The organism is Arthrobacter sp. PTI12, from assembly GCF_056679915.1.
Map to the genome: position 1 here is coordinate 2,131,556 of NZ_CM155256.1, position 18,674 is coordinate 2,150,229.

General features: G+C 62.0%; 19 protein-coding genes. 16 read left to right on the forward strand and 3 right to left on the reverse strand.

Annotated features, from left to right (window positions below; translation table 11 throughout):
* The first annotated feature begins 137 nt into the window (after positions 1 to 137).
* Together AC1MBU_RS10240 and AC1MBU_RS10245 are read left to right on the forward strand one after the other, a co-directional pair.
* Entirely contained in the window at positions 138 to 1,439 is a 1,302-nt protein-coding gene (locus AC1MBU_RS10240) for a M20/M25/M40 family metallo-hydrolase (protein ID WP_277357142.1), read from the forward strand.
* Positions 1,439 to 2,596, forward strand: a complete 1,158-nt coding sequence (locus tag AC1MBU_RS10245; RefSeq protein WP_479787150.1) for an acyl-CoA dehydrogenase family protein — start codon at positions 1,439 to 1,441, stop codon at positions 2,594 to 2,596. The genes AC1MBU_RS10240 and AC1MBU_RS10245 overlap by 1 nt, the downstream gene beginning before the upstream one ends.
* 10 nt (positions 2,597 to 2,606) lie before the next feature.
* On the opposite strand, the gene AC1MBU_RS10250 is transcribed toward AC1MBU_RS10245, so the two are convergent.
* Complete coding sequence (locus AC1MBU_RS10250; protein ID WP_277357140.1) at positions 2,607 to 2,840, reverse strand: DUF5703 family protein; 234 nt, start codon at positions 2,838 to 2,840, stop codon at positions 2,607 to 2,609.
* 41 nt (positions 2,841 to 2,881) lie between these two features.
* Here AC1MBU_RS10250 and AC1MBU_RS10255 point away from each other — a divergent pair, with 41 nt between their 5' ends.
* A complete protein-coding gene (locus tag AC1MBU_RS10255; protein ID WP_277357139.1) occupies positions 2,882 to 3,148 on the forward strand; it encodes a hypothetical protein in 267 nt (88 codons plus the stop codon).
* A 58-nt stretch (positions 3,149 to 3,206) separates the two neighbouring features.
* Here the strand turns inward: AC1MBU_RS10255 and AC1MBU_RS10260 are convergent, their stop codons facing one another.
* The gene (locus AC1MBU_RS10260) at positions 3,207 to 4,142 is read right to left on the reverse strand and encodes an aldo/keto reductase (protein WP_346028268.1); all 936 of its coding nucleotides are present in this window, start codon (positions 4,140 to 4,142) and stop codon (positions 3,207 to 3,209) included.
* Between the two features lie 105 nt (positions 4,143 to 4,247).
* Between AC1MBU_RS10260 and AC1MBU_RS10265 the strand changes: the two genes are divergently transcribed.
* Together AC1MBU_RS10265 and mshC are read left to right on the forward strand one after the other, a co-directional pair.
* The gene (locus AC1MBU_RS10265; RefSeq protein WP_277357137.1) at positions 4,248 to 5,072 is read left to right on the forward strand and encodes an undecaprenyl-diphosphate phosphatase; all 825 of its coding nucleotides are present in this window, start codon (positions 4,248 to 4,250) and stop codon (positions 5,070 to 5,072) included.
* 48 nt (positions 5,073 to 5,120) lie between these two features.
* A complete protein-coding gene (gene mshC / locus AC1MBU_RS10270) occupies positions 5,121 to 6,404 on the forward strand; it encodes a cysteine--1-D-myo-inosityl 2-amino-2-deoxy-alpha-D-glucopyranoside ligase (protein WP_479787155.1) in 1,284 nt (427 codons plus the stop codon).
* On the opposite strand, the gene AC1MBU_RS10275 is transcribed toward mshC, so the two are convergent.
* Positions 6,401 to 7,252 carry a proteasome assembly chaperone family protein gene (locus AC1MBU_RS10275; protein ID WP_277357225.1) on the reverse strand — a complete coding sequence of 284 codons (852 nt, stop codon included), beginning with the start codon at positions 7,250 to 7,252 and terminating at the stop codon, positions 6,401 to 6,403. The two genes, mshC and AC1MBU_RS10275, sit on opposite strands and share 4 nt — an antisense overlap.
* Before the next feature lie 149 nt (positions 7,253 to 7,401).
* Here AC1MBU_RS10275 and AC1MBU_RS10280 point away from each other — a divergent pair, with 149 nt between their 5' ends.
* The 11 genes from AC1MBU_RS10280 (at position 7,402) to AC1MBU_RS10330 (ending at position 18,640) form a co-directional block, all read left to right on the forward strand.
* Positions 7,402 to 8,172: an HAD family hydrolase gene (locus tag AC1MBU_RS10280; RefSeq protein ID WP_471671708.1), complete on the forward strand. Its 771-nt coding sequence runs from the start codon at positions 7,402 to 7,404 to the stop codon at positions 8,170 to 8,172.
* The gene (locus AC1MBU_RS10285) at positions 8,169 to 9,323 is read left to right on the forward strand and encodes a site-2 protease family protein (protein ID WP_277357134.1); all 1,155 of its coding nucleotides are present in this window, start codon (positions 8,169 to 8,171) and stop codon (positions 9,321 to 9,323) included. The genes AC1MBU_RS10280 and AC1MBU_RS10285 overlap by 4 nt, the downstream gene beginning before the upstream one ends.
* A 64-nt stretch (positions 9,324 to 9,387) precedes the next feature.
* A complete protein-coding gene (locus tag AC1MBU_RS10290) occupies positions 9,388 to 10,479 on the forward strand; it encodes a tRNA (adenine-N1)-methyltransferase (RefSeq protein WP_346028266.1) in 1,092 nt (363 codons plus the stop codon).
* Between the two features lie 108 nt (positions 10,480 to 10,587).
* The gene (arc, locus tag AC1MBU_RS10295; RefSeq protein WP_056549621.1) at positions 10,588 to 12,354 is read left to right on the forward strand and encodes a proteasome ATPase; all 1,767 of its coding nucleotides are present in this window, start codon (positions 10,588 to 10,590) and stop codon (positions 12,352 to 12,354) included.
* Positions 12,355 to 12,416: 62 nt separating this feature from the next.
* Entirely contained in the window at positions 12,417 to 14,000 is a 1,584-nt protein-coding gene (gene dop / locus AC1MBU_RS10300) for a depupylase/deamidase Dop (protein ID WP_471673577.1), read from the forward strand.
* Positions 14,001 to 14,038: 38 nt separating this feature from the next.
* Positions 14,039 to 14,248, forward strand: coding sequence for a ubiquitin-like protein Pup (locus AC1MBU_RS10305; protein WP_277357132.1), 210 nt, complete (start codon positions 14,039 to 14,041; stop codon positions 14,246 to 14,248).
* A 6-nt stretch (positions 14,249 to 14,254) separates the two neighbouring features.
* Positions 14,255 to 15,073 (forward strand): proteasome subunit beta, encoded by an 819-nt coding sequence (gene prcB, locus AC1MBU_RS10310; RefSeq protein WP_404800679.1) that lies wholly within the window; start codon positions 14,255 to 14,257, stop codon positions 15,071 to 15,073.
* A gap of 2 nt (positions 15,074 to 15,075) precedes the next feature.
* Entirely contained in the window at positions 15,076 to 15,807 is a 732-nt protein-coding gene (gene prcA / locus AC1MBU_RS10315) for a proteasome subunit alpha (RefSeq protein ID WP_277357130.1), read from the forward strand.
* Positions 15,807 to 17,168, forward strand: coding sequence for a Pup--protein ligase (gene pafA / locus AC1MBU_RS10320; protein ID WP_277357129.1), 1,362 nt, complete (start codon positions 15,807 to 15,809; stop codon positions 17,166 to 17,168). The genes prcA and pafA overlap by 1 nt, the downstream gene beginning before the upstream one ends.
* 129 nt (positions 17,169 to 17,297) lie before the next feature.
* Positions 17,298 to 18,233, forward strand: coding sequence for an FKBP-type peptidyl-prolyl cis-trans isomerase (locus tag AC1MBU_RS10325; RefSeq protein WP_479787160.1), 936 nt, complete (start codon positions 17,298 to 17,300; stop codon positions 18,231 to 18,233).
* A gap of 11 nt (positions 18,234 to 18,244) precedes the next feature.
* Entirely contained in the window at positions 18,245 to 18,640 is a 396-nt protein-coding gene (locus AC1MBU_RS10330) for an FKBP-type peptidyl-prolyl cis-trans isomerase (RefSeq protein WP_277357127.1), read from the forward strand.
* The last annotated feature ends 34 nt before the right edge of the window (positions 18,641 to 18,674 follow it).

The following is an 18,674-nucleotide window of genomic DNA, read 5'->3' on the forward strand; positions in this document are numbered from 1 at the left end:
CCATCAGGATAGCCGTAGCCTGAGGCAACGGAAGCCGAAGCCGGCTTGAACGTGCTGGAAATCACACGGCATGGGCAGACTCCGGACGCGGCATCGGTAGGCTGGTCCCAACACCCGCTATTCGATGGAGGTCTGCAATGGGCGTCGCCCCCGAAGAAGAAGTTGTCCGGATCTGCCGGGAACTCATCCAGATCGACACTTCGAACTTCGGAGATAACCAGGGACCAGGAGAGCGCAAGGCTGCAGAATATACGGCAGGTCTCATCGAAGAGGTAGGGCTCGAGGCGCAACTGTTCGAGTCAGCCCCCGGACGGGCTTCCGTTCTGACCCGGATGTCAGGAACCGACTCCAGCCTTCCAGCCCTGGTGGTGCACGGCCACCTCGACGTCGTACCTGCTCAGAAAGAGGACTGGAGTGTCGATCCGTTCAGTGCAGAGGAGCGCGACGGATTGATCTGGGGTAGGGGAGCGGTGGACATGAAAGATATGGACGCCATGATTCTTTCCGTCCTGCGCTCCATGCAGCGCGATGGCACACGGCCCAAACGAGACCTCATCTTCGCGTTCTTCGCAGACGAGGAAGCCGGCGGAAACTACGGCGCCTCCTGGCTGGTGGACAACAAACCTGAACTGTTCGACGGCGCAACTGAGGCGATCTCGGAGGTTGGCGGGTTCTCGGCAATCATCGGCGGCCAACGCACATATCTTCTGCAGACGGCAGAGAAGGGTATCTCCTGGCTTCGGTTGGTGGCGCACGGCCGCGCAGGCCACGGTTCACAGATCAATACCGATAACGCTGTAACGCAGCTCGCACGGGCAGTAGCGCGCATCGGTGAACATCAGTGGCCGATCGAGCTTACGCCGACCACGCGACAATTCCTCGACGGCGTCACGGAGCTGACGGGGGTTGAGTTCGACGCAGATAACCCGGAAATCCTGTTGAAGGAGCTGGGAACCGTTGCGCGCTTCGTCGGCGCAACCTTGCAGAACACGTCCAACCCCACAGTGTTGAAGGGCGGCTACAAGCACAACGTCATCCCCGGCAGCGCCGAAGCGCTCGTTGATGTCCGCACTCTGCCCGGACAGGAAGAGGAGGTTTTCGAGACGATCAAGTCGCTGGCGGGCGATTCCGTGGATGTCAGCTACGAGCATAAGGATGTCTCGCTCGAAGTACCGTTCGCGGGGAACCTGGTGGACCGCATGGTGGATTCGCTACTCGCCGAGGACCCCGGAGCCAAGGTGCTGCCCTACACTCTTTCCGGCGGAACCGACAACAAGTCGCTGAGCCGGCTCGGCATCACGGGTTATGGGTTTGCTCCTTTACGGCTGCCCGATGACCTCGACTTCACCGGCATGTTCCACGGCGTGGATGAGCGGGTGCCCACCGATTCACTCCGCTTCGGTGCGCGCGTGCTCAACCGTCTACTCACAGGCAGCTGATGAGTTCCGTCGCAGAGGAAATGCTTCCAGCGGATCTCCTCGAGCGGTTCCGTGCACGTGCGGCGGACTACGATGCACGGAATGTTTTTTGCACGGAAGATTTTGAGGAGCTCGCTTCCCGTGGCTACCTGCGCCTCTTCTGTCCGGAGCACGACGGCGGAGCAGCCGTGGGCATGGCCCAGGCAGTGGCCTGCCAACGCAGGCTGGCATCGGCCGCCCCTGCCACGGCCCTCGCTGTGAACATGCACCTGGTCTGGACGGCTGTGGCCAGGCTGCTCGCACAGGAGGGAGACAGTTCGCTGGGCTTCATCCTCAGCGAGGCATCCGCGGGAGAAATATTCGCCTTCGGGCTCTCGGAGCCTGGCAATGATTCGGTGTTGTTTGATTCGAGCACCGTCGTAGAGCGTCGCCCGGATGGCGGCTACGCATTCACGGGCACCAAAATCTTCACCAGCCTTTCGCCCGTGTGGACCCGGCTTGGTGTGTTCGGAAAGTGCATGGATCAAGACGGTGAACGGTTGGTTCACGGATTCGTCACCCGAGGCTCGGCCGGCACAGAGATCCTGGAGGACTGGAACATGCTTGGCATGCGGGCGACGCAGTCCCACACAACCCTGCTGAACGGCGTCGTGATTCCACCGGCAAGGATCTTCCGGAAGCTACCGGTCGGGCCGAATCGGGATCCACTTGTCTTTGCAATCTTTGCGGCGTTCGAGACGCTGATCAGCGCCGTCTATGCCGGCATTGCCGACCGCGCCCTTGAGTTGGCTGTGCAGGCCGCGCTCCAGCGGGCTCCGGGGATGGATGGAATTCCTGTTGCATCGCGTCCTGGCGTGCGTTCAGCCGTGGCAGACGCCGCCATGAGCTGGGAGCGCGTTGATGCCCACATTAGGCTGCTGGCCTCGGACCTTGATTCCGGGGCAGCTCATGGGGATCATTGGTTCGCTAAACTGGTGGCGCTGAAGATTCACTCCACGAGCGCCGCCCGCGAACTGGTGGACGCGGCAGTGTTTCTATCCGGCGGAAAGGGTTACTCCAATGACAGCGAGATCAGTCGCATCTCGCGGGACGTAGCAGCGGGTTTCTTTCATCCGTCCAACCTGGAGTCGGCGCGCCGCACGGTTGCATCGGCGTGGCTTGGTCCTGAGCAGCAGTAAGAACCACTGCTCAGGCGGTGCGCTCTACCCGGAGCACTTTGCGCCGTAGCCAGAAGCGTCGGTGACCGTTTATGTAAATGCAGCTCCGCTCCAGTTCCCACTTGCCGTACTCTGCATGCTCAGTCAGTAGCTGGCGCGCCATGGAGAGTGGTTCGCCGGCGTTGACGGTGAGCACGAGGTACTCATACTGGCGGCCGTAATCCCGTTTCCGAATGGCGGTTGAGTTCAGAAATTGTTCGCGCATTTCCCTCCAATTTGCTTCACTTTACCGATAACGTCTAGACCATGAGCATCGATCCGCGTGTCGCATTGCAATCGCTGGTTTCCGCACTGGAAGAACACCTCGCCGCGGCAGCATCACGCAGGGGAGAGGATGATCCCGCGGTCGAAGCCGCCTATCTTTCCATCGCCGATTCTTTTGAGGCGTACGAGGAATCGCTGTATGACGCCTACGGCGAAGTGACTCCCCTCGTCATCTACGAAGACGACGAGGAAGATGACGAAGAGGGCAGCAGCGGAAATGGAGTGCGGGAACCGGCCAGCGGCTCCTGACCTGGCCGTCAGCTTTCGGCCGCGACGCCGCATCGAGACCGTTTCGGGATGTGAGCGCTCAGCGTGGCGCGGAGACCTCGTCCAACACCTCGGAGATCTGCGCAGGAAGAGGCGCCAGCGAGCATGCCAGCAGTTCCTTCAACTGCGCGCCAGTGCGTGCTCCGAGCACGGCCGAGGCGACGGTGGGGCGTTGGAGAAGCCAGCGAAGCGCTACTTCGGCGGGTGAAAGTTCCAAACCTCTCGCGGCGGTGGCGACCGCTTCAGTAATGCGCGCTGCTCGCCCTGACAGGTACGGTTCGAGGTAGCCGGCCCACTCATCGGACGCGGCACGTGAGTCAGACGGCAGCTGCGATCGATACTTGCCTGTCAGTGCACCGCGTCCAAGCGGTGCCCATGCGAGCGTTCCCACTCCGAGAGCGTCCGAAGCCGGTAGCACCTCGTCCTCCGGGCGACGGCTGAGCAGTGAATACTCCGTCTCGTGGACCGAAAGGGGAAACCCCGCCGTTGAACATAACCGGGTCAATTCCCAACCTGTGTAATTGGTCACCCCTACATAGCGTGCCTTGCCCGACCTGTAGGCGTATTCGAGCGCAGCCAGCGTCTCCTCTACGGGTATGTTCGCACCGGTAGCGGGTGCCATCCAGATATCAACGCTGTCGGTACCCAGGCGCGAAAGCGAAGCATCCAGGGAATCCAGCAAGCCTTTTCGGGACGCGTCGAGGCGTCCCTCGGACCAGTGCCGCGGAATGCCGCCGGACACGGCAAGGACCACCTCTGAGCGCGCAACAAGATCGCCCAGCAGCGATCCAAGTACCGCCTCTGACTGTCCGTCAGAGAAACGTGCGGCCGTGCTGATCAGCGTTCCGCCGGCCTCGACGAACAGGCGCAACTGCTCCCGCGCCGCTTCTTCGTCAACGTCGCTGCCCCAGGTCATTGTCCCGAGGCCGAGCACTGATACCAGTTGTCCGCTACCGCCCGCGTTTCGCCACTGCATACGCCTAAGCCTACTGGCCGAGGGACCCGCGCCGAGTGCGGGCGAGCGGCGAAGGCGAGGACTCATTGAAGGGTAGGCCCGGCACGGTGACGTAGGGTCTTATCTGTGAATTGGATCGAAGCGGCCGTCCTGGGCCTCGTTCAGGGCCTTACCGAATTTTTGCCAATCTCATCAAGTGCACACCTGCGAATCGCCGGAGAGCTTCTGCCCAGGGCACAGGACCCGGGGGCAGCTTTCACGGCGATTACCCAGCTCGGGACAGAAACCGCGGTGATCGTGTACTTCTGGCGGGACATCGTCCGAATCATCAGGGCGTGGTTCGGCTCCCTCACCGGCAAAACCGCGCAGAACGACCCGGACGCTCGAATGGGGTGGCTGGTCATCCTCGGCAGCCTGCCGATCGTCATCCTCGGGCTGCTCTTCCAGGAGCAGATCGAAAGTACGTTCCGCAGTATGTGGCTGGTGGCTACCATGCTGGTCGTTTTCGGCGTGATCCTCGCGGTTGCAGACGCCGTTGGCCGCCAACGGCTGACTCTTGACCGACTGACCTACAAACACGGAATCCTGTACGGGCTTGCGCAGGCGCTCGCTCTTATTCCCGGTGTCTCCCGCTCGGGTGGAACGATCACTGCCGGACTGCTGATGGGCTACACGCGCGAAGCGGCCGCGAGATACTCCTTCCTGCTCGCCATCCCCGCAGTTTTTGGCAGCGGTCTCTACCAGCTCTACAAGAGTGCCGGGACGCCCGGTCCCTATGGCGGCCTGGAGACCCTCCTCGCAACCGTCATCGCCTTCGGGGTGGGCTACGTCATCATCGGGTGGTTCCTGAAGTTCGTCTCCACCCGCAGTTATGGCGTCTTCGTCTGGTACCGGATCGTCCTCGGCCTGGTAATCTTCCTGCTTCTCGGCTTCGGCGTCATTACCGCGTGACGCGTCTGTCGCGCCGATCGCCAACATCCAACCCCGTAAGGTAGAACAGTGATTTCCTGGAATTCCCGGACCGTTCCGGGCCTGCCCGGCAGCCCTCCTCCCATTCGCCTGTGGGACAGCGCCCTGAAGCGCTTCATAGAGCTTCCCGCTGGGCAGCGACAGGGATTGTATGTCTGCGGAATCACACCCTACGACGCCACGCATATGGGCCACGCGGCCACCTACGTGGCATTCGACCTGCTGAACCGGCTCTGGCGGGATGCCGGGTCCGCGGTGGACTACGTCCAGAACGTGACAGACGTAGATGATCCGCTGCTCGAGCGCGCCAGCGCCACCAACGTCGATTGGATGGATCTCGCCCGCTCGCAAACGGACCTTTTCCGAGCGGACATGGAAGCGCTCAACGTCCTCGCTCCCGCCCACTACGTGGGAGCAGTCGAATCCGTCGCTGCCATTGTCCCGGTCATCGAGGATTTGCTGAAGCGCGACCTCGCGTACCGCGTTCCGGGCTCCGAAACCGACCCCGACGGCGATGTGTACTTCTCCGTCGACCAGGCAACGGAACTATCGGACGCCGTCGGAGAAACGCAGTGGAAGCTGGGCTTCATCTCGCATCTGGGCGAAGACGAGATGATTCCCACCTTCGCCGATCGCGGTGGCGATCCTGCCCGACCGGGAAAGCGCAATGCGCTCGACCCCCTGCTCTGGCGGGTCGCCCGGCCGTCGGAGCCGGCGTGGGACGGTGCGTCCCTCGGCGACGGAAGGCCAGGCTGGCACATCGAGTGCTCGGTGATTGCGCTCCAGCATCTCCCGGCGCCTTTCGCGGTGCAGGGCGGGGGAGCGGACCTGATGTTTCCCCACCACGAAATGAGCTCTGGCCACGCGCAGGCCATTTCCGGGCGTCCGCTTGCTCGCCACTACGCGCATGCGGGCATGGTAGGGCTTGACGGCGAGAAAATGAGCAAGTCCAAAGGCAATCTGGTGCTGGTCTCTGCATTGCGCGAAGCCGGGACCGATCCAGCTGCCATTCGCCTCGCCATCCTCGCGAACCACTACCGTTCCGACTGGTCGTGGACATCGATCGGTCTGGATACCGCGCGCTATAGGCTGGATACGTGGCGGGCCGCACTCGCCGGAGCAACGGTGGAATCGGTAGAGGATCTTGTCGGAGCGATGCGGGCGGCGTTGACGGATGACCTTGATGCTCCGGCGGCCCTGCTGGCAGTGGATCGCTGGTGCGCTGAAACAGCGCACCTCGCAGGAACAGACTCAGGCGCGCAGCTGGCTGCTGACGCTTTCGACGCGCTGCTGGGGATCCGGCTGAAGGACTAGTCCTTACGGCGTTTCTTGAGGTAACGCTCAAACTCACGTGCAATTGATTCGCCGCTTGCCTCCGGAAGGTCAGCGGTGTCCTTTGCCTCCTCGAGCTGGCGCACGTATGCCGCAACCTCCGGGTCCTCAGTGGACAGCTCATCCACTCCCCGCTCCCATGCCTCGGCTTCCTCTGCGAGTGCCTGCGTGTCCAGGCCGACGCGGAGTAGTTCTTCAAGCCGGTTCAACAGGGCGAGCTGGGCTTTCGGGGACGGTGACTGTCCGACATAGTGGGGGACGGCCGCCCACATGGACAGGGTGGGTATGTCAGCGAGCTGGCCCACCTCCGCAAGCACTCCCACAATGCCGATCGGTCCCTCGTAGGTGGAGGCCTCGACGTTGAGCGACTCGCGAATGAGGTCGTCGTCGGAAGACACCGTGACCGGAATCGGACGGGTGTGCGGCACATCCGCGAGGAGCGCACCGACCAGGACAAGGCAGTCGACGTCGAGTTCCTTGGCCATACCCACCAGCTCGGCTGTGTATCCGCGCCACTTGTAGGACGGTTCGACACCGTGGACCAGGATGACGTCCAGGTTACTTTCAGGCACTGAGGCCTTGCTGATGCGGGTGGTGGGCCATTTGATGCGCCGCAGTCCGGAGCTATTGCGCCTGATGACGGGCCGGGTGAATTGGAAATCGTAGAACTCGTCGGCATCGATGGTCGAGATCTTTTCCCCGCCCCACTGCGTACCGAGAAACTTCAGAGCATCGCTGGCAGCTTCGCCGGCATCATTCCATCCCTCGAACGCGGCGAGCATGACCGTGACTCTTCCTCCGGTTTCCGTCTCCGGGAACAGGCCGGGAATGCCGTCAGGAACATCCTGAGTCTGGTTGTCTTCGAACGTACTCACCGTTTCACCCTAATCCTCCGCCGCTGTCGTGTCAGGCGCGCCAACGCAGCTTCGCGCAGAGCGGACCCGCCGACCGGCCCTGCGTGGCCCCGTAGACTTGAGGAATGGTCACCCCTTTCAGCAATACGGCTGTGCCCTCAGATAACGGACAGCGTGCCGAGCACCGTGCTCCCGCGGAGCGCATTCTTCAGGCTGTGCTGTGGGACATGGACGGCACGATCGTGGATACCGAACCGTACTGGATTGAAGCTGAGCGTGCGCTGGTCGCCGCCCACGGCGGATCCTGGTCCGATGAGCAGGCAACGGGCCTGGTAGGCCAGGCACTCACCTTTTCGGCCGGCGTGTTGCAGGCCGCTGGTGTCAGGTTGAGCGTGCGCGAGATCATTGACACGCTCACGACACAGGTGACAGCAAGGGTCAGCGAGTCGGTTCCGTGGCGTCCGGGTGCCCGCGAACTCCTGACCGCCCTGCGGCAGGCCGGGATTCCCTGTGCACTGGTCACGATGTCCGAGCAGCAATTGGCGCTCGAGGTGTCACGCCACCTGCCGGAGGGTGCGTTCGAATTGTTGGTAACCGGTGACCAGGTAGCCCGGGGAAAGCCTGATCCCGAGGCATACCAGAGGGCCTTTGACTTCCTCTCGGAAGGTCGCATGCTACACAAGGAGCGCGTGGTGGCCATCGAGGATTCCCTTCCCGGGGTCACATCAGCCAGGGCCGCGGGAGTAGTCACCCTTGGCGTACCGCACTTCGTTGCCTTGCCCGCTGAATCCGCTGACCACCAGTGGACCAGCCTCGCCGGACGCACCGTGGAAGATGTTGAAGACCTCGTCCACTTCCACGTTGGACGCGCTACAGGCGAAAGGGCAACTGCGTGAATAGGTCACGACGCCCTGAGCCCGTGCGCCAGGAAGGTATTCCGCTAGGGCGGATCTTCGGTATTCCGGTTGTACTGGCATGGTCATGGTTCATCATCACGGCTTTCGTGGTCATCGTCTTCGGCCCGCAGGTGGCAGACCTGTACCCTGCCATTGGCTTGGGCGCGTACGGCGTTGCCCTCACCTATGCCGTCCTGCTCGCAGCGTCCGTCCTCATACATGAACTTGCACACGCGCTCTCAGCCCGAAGGTTCGGGTGGCCGACCACGCGTATCGTCCTGAATCTCTGGGGCGGACATACCCAGTTTGAAAACTTCGCCGCCAGCCCCGGCAGGTCATTGGTCGTTGCCATGGCGGGACCCGCAGCCAACCTGGTCCTTGCTGTCGCCGGGTGGGGAGCGCTGGTCATCATCGAACCAACCGGCGTGTTAAATCTCCTGGCCAATATACTGATCTGGGCCAACTTCCTTGTCGCGGCCTTCAACGTACTGCCCGGCCTGCCCCTCGACGGCGGACGGATCGTCGAATCTGCTGTTTGGCGTGCTACCGGCAGCCAGGAAAAAGGAACGGTGGCCGCCGGCTGGACAGGGAGGGCTATCGCCGTCCTCCTCGTTGCTGCCGTTGTGCTGGTGCCACTTCTTGGCGGTTCCCAACCCAGCACCGTCACGGTGATTGTCGCCGTCGTTATGGGCGGTTTCCTATGGCTCGGGGCCAGCTCAGCGATAGCCAACGCTCAGATGCGGCTGAGACTACCCGAAGTCAGCGCAGGGAGATTGAAGCGTCCCGCGGTGAGCGTCCCGGCGGGAACCTCCGTCCAGCAGGTCCGGCGGCTGCTCGCCGACCGGCCAGGGCACGAGGTCGTCCTGACCAGCCCGGATGGGCTGCCGGAAGCGGTGGTGGACCAAGGCGCGTTGACGGCCGTCCCCGATACGCAGGCCGAGGGTACGTCGGCGAATGCTGTCGCCCGCGCGCTCGCGCCGGGCGCCTACGTGCCTGAATTTGCCGAAGGGCAGGAACTGGTGCAGTATCTGGCCAGGCTCGCCGGAAGTGAGTACGCGGTGACAGACCGGCAAGGGTCGGTCACCGGTGTTCTGCATCAGTCCGTTGTCATCGCGGCTATCACAGGCCGTGCTCAACCAGGCAGTAACTGACACTACGCATACCCACGAACACGGGCGCCGTCAGGTTGCCTCAGCAGAACCACCGGAGGACTCCATGAACACCAGCCAGCATGAGACGGATGAGGCTCCGTCCAACCAGCGCTCTGCGCCGCAACCCCACGGCGCGGCAGCCCGCCGCGGGCCGCTGCGTCCCGGTGAGCGCGTACAGTTGACCGACGAGAAGGGGCGAATGAACACCGTTACCCTGACTCCGGGCGGTGCATTCCACACTCACAAGGGGTTTCTCAGCCACGACCAGCTGATCGGCATTCCTGAAGGAACGATCGTCACCAACACCACCGGCGGCCAGTATCAGGCACTCCGCCCGCTGCTGTCCGACTTCGTCTTGTCGATGCCTCGCGGCGCTGCGGTTGTCTACCCCAAGGATGCCGGTCAGATCATCACCATGGCAGACATCTTTCCGGGAGCCCGGGTAGTGGAAGCCGGTGTGGGTTCGGGTGCACTGTCCATCTCGCTGCTCCGTGCGGTCGGTGACAACGGATACCTGCACTCGTTCGAACGCCGCGAGGAATTCGCGGACATCGCCAAAGGCAATGTCGAAACGATCTTCGGCGGCGAACATCCCGCCTGGCAGATCACGCTCGGGGATTTCCAGGAGCAGGTTCTGGAAACGGAGCAGCCGGGAAGCGTTGACCGCGTCGTTCTGGACATGCTCGCGCCATGGGAGTGCCTTGACGCCGTCGCCACCGTGCTGGCACCGGGCGGAGTGTGGATCAGCTATGTGGCCACCGTTACCCAGCTTTCCCGGACAGCGGAGTCGATCCGCGCCGATGGCCGGTTCACTGAACCGGACGCGTGGGAGTCGATGGTGCGTGGGTGGCACCTTGAAGGACTGGCTGTGCGCCCCGACCACCGCATGGTGGCGCATACCGGATTCCTGCTCATTACCCGCCGTCTCGCGCACGGAGTGACCGGAATCAGCACGAAGCGCCGACCGTCGAAGACCGGATTCAGTGAAGAAGACCTCAACGCCTGGACGCCGCAGGCGGTGGGCGAGCGCTCAGTGTCGGACAAACGGCTGCGGCGGGTCGCGCGTGATGCAAGTTCGACCATCCAGCGCGGCGCATTGTCGGCCGAGGAGGCGCAGTTCCGGCGTGAATCCGAGGCGTCGCGGCAGACCGACTGACCCGAGCGCTTCCGAGATGACGAAGTTGTCACTTTCGGCATAATCCGATGTGCACTGCGCTATGGTCAAAAGAGAACGCAACAGACAACGGTGAAGGTGGCGATCGCGTTGGATACATCGAGTAATGAGTCCGGAACGCCTCGGTCCGCGCCCAATGCCAACCCGGCTCCGACCGACGGACAGCTGGCAGTTGCGCAGCGCCAGATCAATGTTCTACGGGACAAGCTTCGGCACATTGATCGACAACTGGCGTCCGCTACGCAGAACAACTCCAAGCTTGTTTCGGCGCTGGAAGCCGCCCGGACCGAAATTGTTCGGCTCAAGGCGGCACTCGAAAAGGAGGGGGCCGCGCCCTTCAGCTTCGCGACTGTGATCGAAGTGAACGCCCGTATTTCGTCCGGCGAGGCTAACGGTGCTCAGGCCGCACAACAGGTCAGCGCTGACATCTTCCAGTCGGGCCGGAAGCTGCGGGTCGCTGTCAGTCCGCTTGTGAACATGGACCAGCTGATGCCCGGGCAGGAAGTTCTGCTGAACGAGTCCTTGACAATCGTCGCGGCGCTTTCATTCGAGCGCGCCGGCGAACTGGTGACCACCAAGGAACTGCTCGGCAAGGACAGGGTTCTGGTCATCGGGCGCGCCGACGAAGAGCGCGTAGTCCGGTTGAGCGGCCCATTGCAGCAGCAGAAGATCCGTGTCGGGGATGCATTGTCCGTGGACAACCGGACTGGTTATGCGCTGGAGAAGATTGCACGTTCTGAGGTGGAGAACCTCGTTCTCGAAGAAGTGCCTGACATTGCTTACGAGGATATTGGAGGTCTGGGACCGCAGATTGAGCAGATTCGCGACGCCGTCGAGCTGCCTTTCCTCCACCCGGACCTCTACCGCGAGCACGGGTTGAAGGCTCCCAAGGGGATTCTGCTCTATGGTCCGCCAGGGTGCGGCAAAACGCTCATCGCCAAAGCCGTAGCCAATTCGTTGGCGGCGAGGGCAATCGAGCGTACCGGATCAGAGGAAACCCGCAGTTACTTCCTTAACATCAAGGGTCCCGAGCTGCTGGACAAGTATGTCGGTGAAACGGAACGGCACATTCGGCTGATTTTTGCCCGTGCACGTGAGAAAGCATCGGACGGCTCGCCCGTTGTCGTCTTTTTCGACGAAATGGATTCGCTGTTCCGCACGCGCGGTACCGGAGTGTCATCCGATGTAGAGACAACCATCGTGCCGCAGCTGCTCAGCGAGATCGACGGTGTCGAGAAGCTCGAGAACGTCATCGTGATCGGTGCTTCGAACCGTGAGGACATGATCGATCCAGCCATCCTCCGCCCGGGACGCCTCGATGTGAAGATCAAGATCAACCGACCGGATGCCGAGGGTGCGGCGGAGATTTTTGCGAAGTACGTGACCGGCAACCTACCCCTTCACAGGGATGATCTCGCCGAATACGGCGGCAGCACCGCTGCCGCCATCCAGGCTATGGTCCGCCGCACTGTGGAGAAGATGTATTCGACGGAGAAATCGAACGAGTACCTGGAGGTGACCTACGCCAACGGTGACACGGAGATGCTCTACTTCAAGGACTTCAACTCCGGCGCAGTCATCCAGAACGTCGTGGACCGCGCGAAGAAGAGCGCAATTAAGGACTTCCTGCTGAACGGTCAGAAGGGGTTGCGAATCGAGCACCTGCTGCAAGCCGTGGTGGACGAGTTCCGCGAACACGAGGACATGCCGAACACCACAAATCCCGATGACTGGGCGCGCATCTCGGGCAAGAAGGGTGAGCGCATCACCTACATCCGGACCATCGTGCAGGGCAAGGCAGGGCAGGAACCGGGCAAGACCATCGAAACCACCGCCAACACCGGGCAGTATCTGTGACGGAACCTTCATCCACTGCTGCATCAACAGTCGATGTGCCGCCTCTGACCGTCCACCGTGTCATGGGCACTGAAACCGAATACGGAATCATCGCTCCCGGTATCTCCGATGCGAATGCGACCGTGCTTTCCACACAGGTTGTGAACGCGTACGCTGCAACACTGCGCGAAGGTTTGGGGAATCTCGCCGGTACCCGTTGGGACTACACGGACGAAGCCCCGCTGTCCGACGCCCGCGGCTGGCAGATGGGACGGTCCGTCGCTGACTCTTCCCAGCTCACCGATGAACCCCCAGTGCTCACGGCGGAGGAGGTCGCCCTCGTTGACCAGGGCGGCACCGATCCTTCGGAAGATGCTGCGGTGCTGATGAACCTCGTCCTGAGTAACGGCGCGCGGCTTTACGTGGACCACGCCCACCCGGAGTACTCAAGTCCGGAGGTAACGAACCCGCTGGATGTTGTGCGCTGGGATCGTGCCGGAGACGTTGTTGTGCAGCGCGCCATGGCCCGTATCGCGGCTACCCACGGCTTCGCGCCCGTCATCCTCTACAAGAACAACACCGACAGCAAGAGTGTTTCGTACGGGTCCCACGAAAACTATCTTGTACCCCGAAGCGTTCCCTTCGGCAGGATCGCCGCCGCATTGATCCCGTTCTTCGTGACCCGCCAGGTCATGTGCGGAGCGGGACGGGTGGGTCTAGGTTCCCTCAATCAGCAGCCCGGTTTCCAGCTGAGCCAGCGGGCAGACTTCTTCGAGAATGAAGTCGGTCTGGAAACCACCGTCCGCAGGCCGATCATCAATACACGGGACGAGCCGCACGCGGTCGCCGAGAAGTATCGCCGACTGCACGTCATCATCGGTGATGCGAATCTGAGCGAGGTATCCAACTATCTGAAGCTCGGAACTACCTCGCTTATTCTGTCGCTGATCGAACATGAGCTGGTTCCCATCCCGGAAATTGCCGAACCGGTCCGGGAACTGCAGGCGGTCAGTCACGACCCCTCCCTGCGTCACCTCATCAGACTCACCGATGGTCGAAGGGTGACAGCCCTCGACATTCAGCAGATGTATCTCGAAGCTGCACTGTCCGCAGTGACCGCCCAGGGCGGGGGAGATGCACAAACAGCGGATGTGCTTGCCCGGTGGGAGTCCCTGATTGAAACGCTGCGTCGAGATCCCATGGAAGCTGCCGGTCAGGTGGACTGGGTCGCCAAGCTGAAAGTATTACAGGCATACCGTGACCGGGATGGCCTCGGTTGGAAAGATCCACGGCTGGCGCTTATCGACCTGCAGTACGCGGATCTCAGGCCGGACAAGGGTATCTATTACCGTCTCGCTGCCAGGAACGCAATGGAACGCCTGGTGAGCTACGACGACGTCGTTGCGGCAGTCACGGATCCGCCCACGGACACGCGGGCCTACTTTCGCGGACGCTGTATCTCCGCCTTCCCGAAGGAAGTGGTTGGTGCGAGCTGGGATTCCATTATCTTCGAACTGCCGTCGCAGCGAAGACTTCAGCGTATCCAGACGCGCGAACCACTTCGCGGGACAGCCGCGTTGACGGAGGAATTGTTCGCCGGTTCGCGGACGGCGGAGGAATTTGTGTCCCGGCTGCAGGGCGGTCCGGAACCCAGCATGGCACCATAGAAGTAGCCGACAACAGGCCGAAGAGAAGGGCTCTCATCATGGCAACACAGGACCAGCGGAACACCGGATCACGCCCCGAGGAGCAGGACGAGGCCACCGTCGACACTGCGCAGGCGCCTGCCGCCGCTCAGTCGCAGGACAGCAGCCAGACCGAAGGTGTAGATGACCTTCTGGATGAGATCGACGGCGTACTTGAATCCAACGCGGAAGAGTTCGTCCGGGGATTCGTGCAGAAGGGTGGACAGTAGCGCATGCTGCCGGAAGACGCGGCCGCAACCATAGGCCGGGCCGCCTCCACTTCTTTCTCCGACTACATCGCCGCACAGAATCCAGCCGCGCTTCCCTCCGCCCGCGATGCAGCGAACCATTCGGCCGGTGGCGCTGACCTCGCGCCGCACGCCACAACCATCGTGTCGCTCACCTATGCGGGCGGCGTGCTGATGGCCGGTGACCGGCGCGCAACGATGGGCAACATCATTGCCAGCCGCCACATTGAGAAGGTTTTTCCGGCGGACATGTTCTCGGTCCTCGGGATCGCCGGAAGCGCTGGAATCGCGCTCGATATCACGAGATTGTTCCAGGTCGAACTGGAGCACTATGAGAAAATCGAGGGCACACGGATGAGCCTCGACGGTAAAGCGAACCGCCTTGCCGCCATGATCAGGGCAAACCTGCCGCTGGCGCTCCAGGGCCTGGCCGTTGTGCCGCTCTTCGCTGGTTTCGATACCACCCGCAGGGTCGGACGACTTTTCTCCTTCGACGTCACCGGCGGCCGTTACGAGGAGCAGGAGCACCATTCCGTCGGCTCCGGTTCCGTTTTCGCCCGCGGTGCACTCAAGAAGCTGTGGAAGCCCAACCTCGGGGAAGACGACGCCGTGAAGGTGGCGGTGGAAGCCCTGTATGACGCGGCAGATGACGATTCCGCAACGGGCGGCCCGGACGTCGTGCGCCAGCTCTGGCCCGTGGTCTACACGGTCAACGGTGCGGGAGCGCGGCGAATCCCCGAACGAACGCTGGCGGAAGCCGCCGAGGACATCATCGCGTCGCGCTCGGTCTCAGGGCGGGAGGCTTAGCAATGACTCAGCAGTTCTACGTTTCCCCCGAACAACTCATGAAGGACCGAGCCGATTTCGCGCGTAAGGGCATTGCACGCGGCCGGTCCGTCGTTGTTCTCAGCTGCAGGGAAGGCATCGCCCTGGTCGCCGAAAATCCCTCACCCTCGCTGCACAAGCTTGGCGAGATCTACGACCGCATAGCGTTTGCTGCCGTGGGCAAGTACAACGAGTTCGAGAGTCTTCGCCAGGCCGGCGTGCGGTATGCGGACGTGCGCGGCTATTCGTATGACCGCGAGGACGTGACCGCTCGCGGCCTTGCGAGCGTCTACGCGCAAAGCCTCGGCGCGGTCTTCACCGCTGAAAGCAAGCCGTTCGAGGTGGAGCTTGCGGTGGCGGAGGTCGGCGCGTCCAGTGCGCAGGACCACATCTATCGGTTGACCTTCGACGGTTCCATTGCCGATGAAACCGGCTTCATTGTGATGGGAGGTCAGGCTGACGCCGTCGTCGAAGCCCTCAAGGACCGCTGGAACGCTGACCAGAATTTCGGTGAAGGCATTCGTGCAGCAGTTGACTCCCTTCGCTATGACGGCGGGCCAAACTCCCAGCCTAGGGAGCATCCCGGTTCGAAAACCCTCGAGGTGGCGGTTCTGGACCGCAATCCACTGACAACGCGCGGCAGCGTCCGTGCCTTCCGCCGTATTAGCTCCCACGAGCTCGATGTCATGCTGACCCCGGACGGGGCGTCACTGTAATGGACCGCCGGATCTACGGAATTGAGACAGAGTTCGGCATTGCCTACTCCGGTCCCAACTCCCGGCCGCTCTCGCCGGAGGAAGTGGCTCGCTACCTCTTCCGCAAGGTAGTGAGCTGGGGCCGGTCCTCGAACGTTTTCCTGACCAATGGGTCACGTCTTTACCTGGACGTGGGCTCGCACCCTGAATATGCAACCGCCGAGTGCGACGACGTCGCGCAGCTCATCGCGCATGATCGCGCCGGCGAACTCATCCTCGAAGACCTGATTGCCGAGGCTCAGCGCAAGCTCAGCCAGGAGGGTTACGACGGCCGGGTCTACCTTTTCAAGAACAACACCGATTCCGCCGGCAACTCCTACGGATCCCATGAGAACTACCTCATACCGCGCAAGCTGGAATTTTCCCGTCTGTCCGACATCCTGATCCCGTTCCTCGTTACCCGCCAACTCCTCGTCGGAGCAGGCAAAGTTCTGAAGACGCAGTCAGGGTCGCTGTACGCTTTTTCACAGCGCGCCGATCACATCTGGGAAGGTGTGTCTTCAGCGACTACCCGCTCGAGGCCGATCATCAATACCCGGGACGAGCCGCATGCCGACGCCGAATATTACCGGCGCCTCCATGTCATCGCGGGTGATTCGAACATGTCGGAAACAACCACCCTACTAAAAATCGCGTCCGTCGATCTGATCCTGCGCATGATTGAAGCCGGTGTCATCATGCGGGACTTCCGCCTGGAGAATCCCATTCGGAGCATCCGGGAGATCTCACACGACCTCACTGGCAAGCAGCCGTTGAAGCTGGCCAATGGGCGTCGTGTATCAGCACTGGACATCCAGCGGGAGTATCTGAATCGTGCACGCGCCTTCGTCGCCGCTGAGGGAGCGCATACTCCGCACCTTCCACGGGTTCTGGAACTGTGGGAGCGGACCTTGAACGCCGTTGAAACCGGCGACCACACGCTGGTCGATCGCGAGATCGACTGGGCGATCAAGAAGAAGCTCGTGGATCGCTACATGGAACGAAACAACCTCGACCTTGATTCAGCACGGATCGCCCAGCTCGACCTCACCTATCACGACATCTCGCGGTCGCGGGGCCTATTTTTCATGTTGCAGGCCCGCGGGGAGACTGAGCGCGTAGTGGACGACGTCGACATCAAGGCCGCGGTCGATATTCCGCCCCAAACCACCCGGGCTCGGCTGCGGGGCGAGTTCGTGCGCCGCGCGAAGGAAGCCAACCGCGATTTCACCGTCGACTGGGTGCACCTGAAGCTCAATGACCGGGCACAGCAGACCATCCTCTGCAAGGACCCGTTCGCCGCAGAAGACGAGCGCGTGAATGCTCTTCTGGAGCATCTCTAGGCCCTGTCCCGCTCACCGGAACGGGAGAAACTTTTCCACCCAACCCGTTAGGGTAGGTAAGTCCGGTGCCGAGAGGACGGCCGGCAGGATCGCGGAACCGCGTTCTCCATCCCACGTGAAAGAAATACTGTGCGCAAAGTATTAGCATTCCTGCTGCCCACGATGTTGTTCCTGACGGCATGCGGCGGAGCAAGCACACCCGCGGAGTTCGACCAGGACGGCAAGTCCGCCGGGGCAGTTGAGACCCTTGAATCGGTAGAGGTCACCGACGCCGGACCGGACACCGCTCCGGAAGTTGAGTTTGACGCTCCGCTTGACATCACGGAACAAGGTGCTCGCGTCATGACCGAGGGGGACGGCGCGGCCCTCGAGGCGGGCCAGAACGTGAGCGTCCATGTTCTGTCTCTCAACCCTGAGGACGGGAGCCCGCTTCAGAACTCGTATGAGGCCGGGGCGCCCCAGACCCTACCGCTGGATGAAGAGCTTCAGGAAGTCTATCAGCCGCTATATGAAGTCCTCCTTGGATCCAAGGTGGGCTCCCACGTAGCCTTTGCAATACCTGCGGAAGAAGAAGTGCCCCAGTCCCAGGATGTGCTCTTGATGCTGCAGGTAATCAGTGCCGAGAACCCTCCTCAGAAGCTCTCCTCTGAGGAAGTTGCCGAGCTTGAGGAAGCCGGACAGCTGCCTACTGTGACGCTTAACGACGAGGGTGTTCCCTCGATCGAATTCCCGGACAACGAAGCCCCAGCAGACCTCGTCGTCAAGGTCATCGAAGAGGGAACCGGCGAAGAGGTTACGGAAGCGGACACTATCGCAGCCAATTACACCGGATGGTCCTGGCAGGGCGAGCAGTTCGATTCCAGCTTCGAGCGCGGTGAACCCTCCGAGTTCCCGCTCAGCGGTGTCATTCCCGGGTGGACCCAGGGACTGTCCGGCCTGAAGGTCGGCGCCAAGGTCCTGCTCGTGATTCCGTCCGACATGGCGTACGGTGATCAGCCGGCGCAGGGACCGGCCGGACCGCTCGCTTTCTATGTCGAAATAGTCGAAAAAGTATCCGCAGAGTAAGAGGAGTTTCTATGTCTTTCGGACAGCGTGAATATGACCGCACCAAGCCAGAGGTCGATTTCCCCGGCGAGGACCTTCCGGCGGACCTCATCATCAAGGACCTGATCGAAGGAACAGGCCGTGAAGCGGAAGTGGGGGATACCGTCTCCGCGCACTACGTCGGCGTCGCATTCTCCACCGGGGAGGAGTTCGACTCCTCCTGGAACCGCGGTACGCCGTTGGACTTCCGTATCGGAGTGGGTCAGGTCATCCAGGGTTGGGACCAGGGTATTGCGGGCATGAAGGTCGGCGGACGGCGCCGGCTGGAGATCCCGCCGCATCTCGCGTACGGCGATAGCGGCGCAGGCTCAGCCATTGCACCCGGAGAGTCACTGATCTTCATCGTGGACCTGATGGGCGTCCGGTAACGGACCGAAACGCGGGCGGGCAGCAACACCGAAT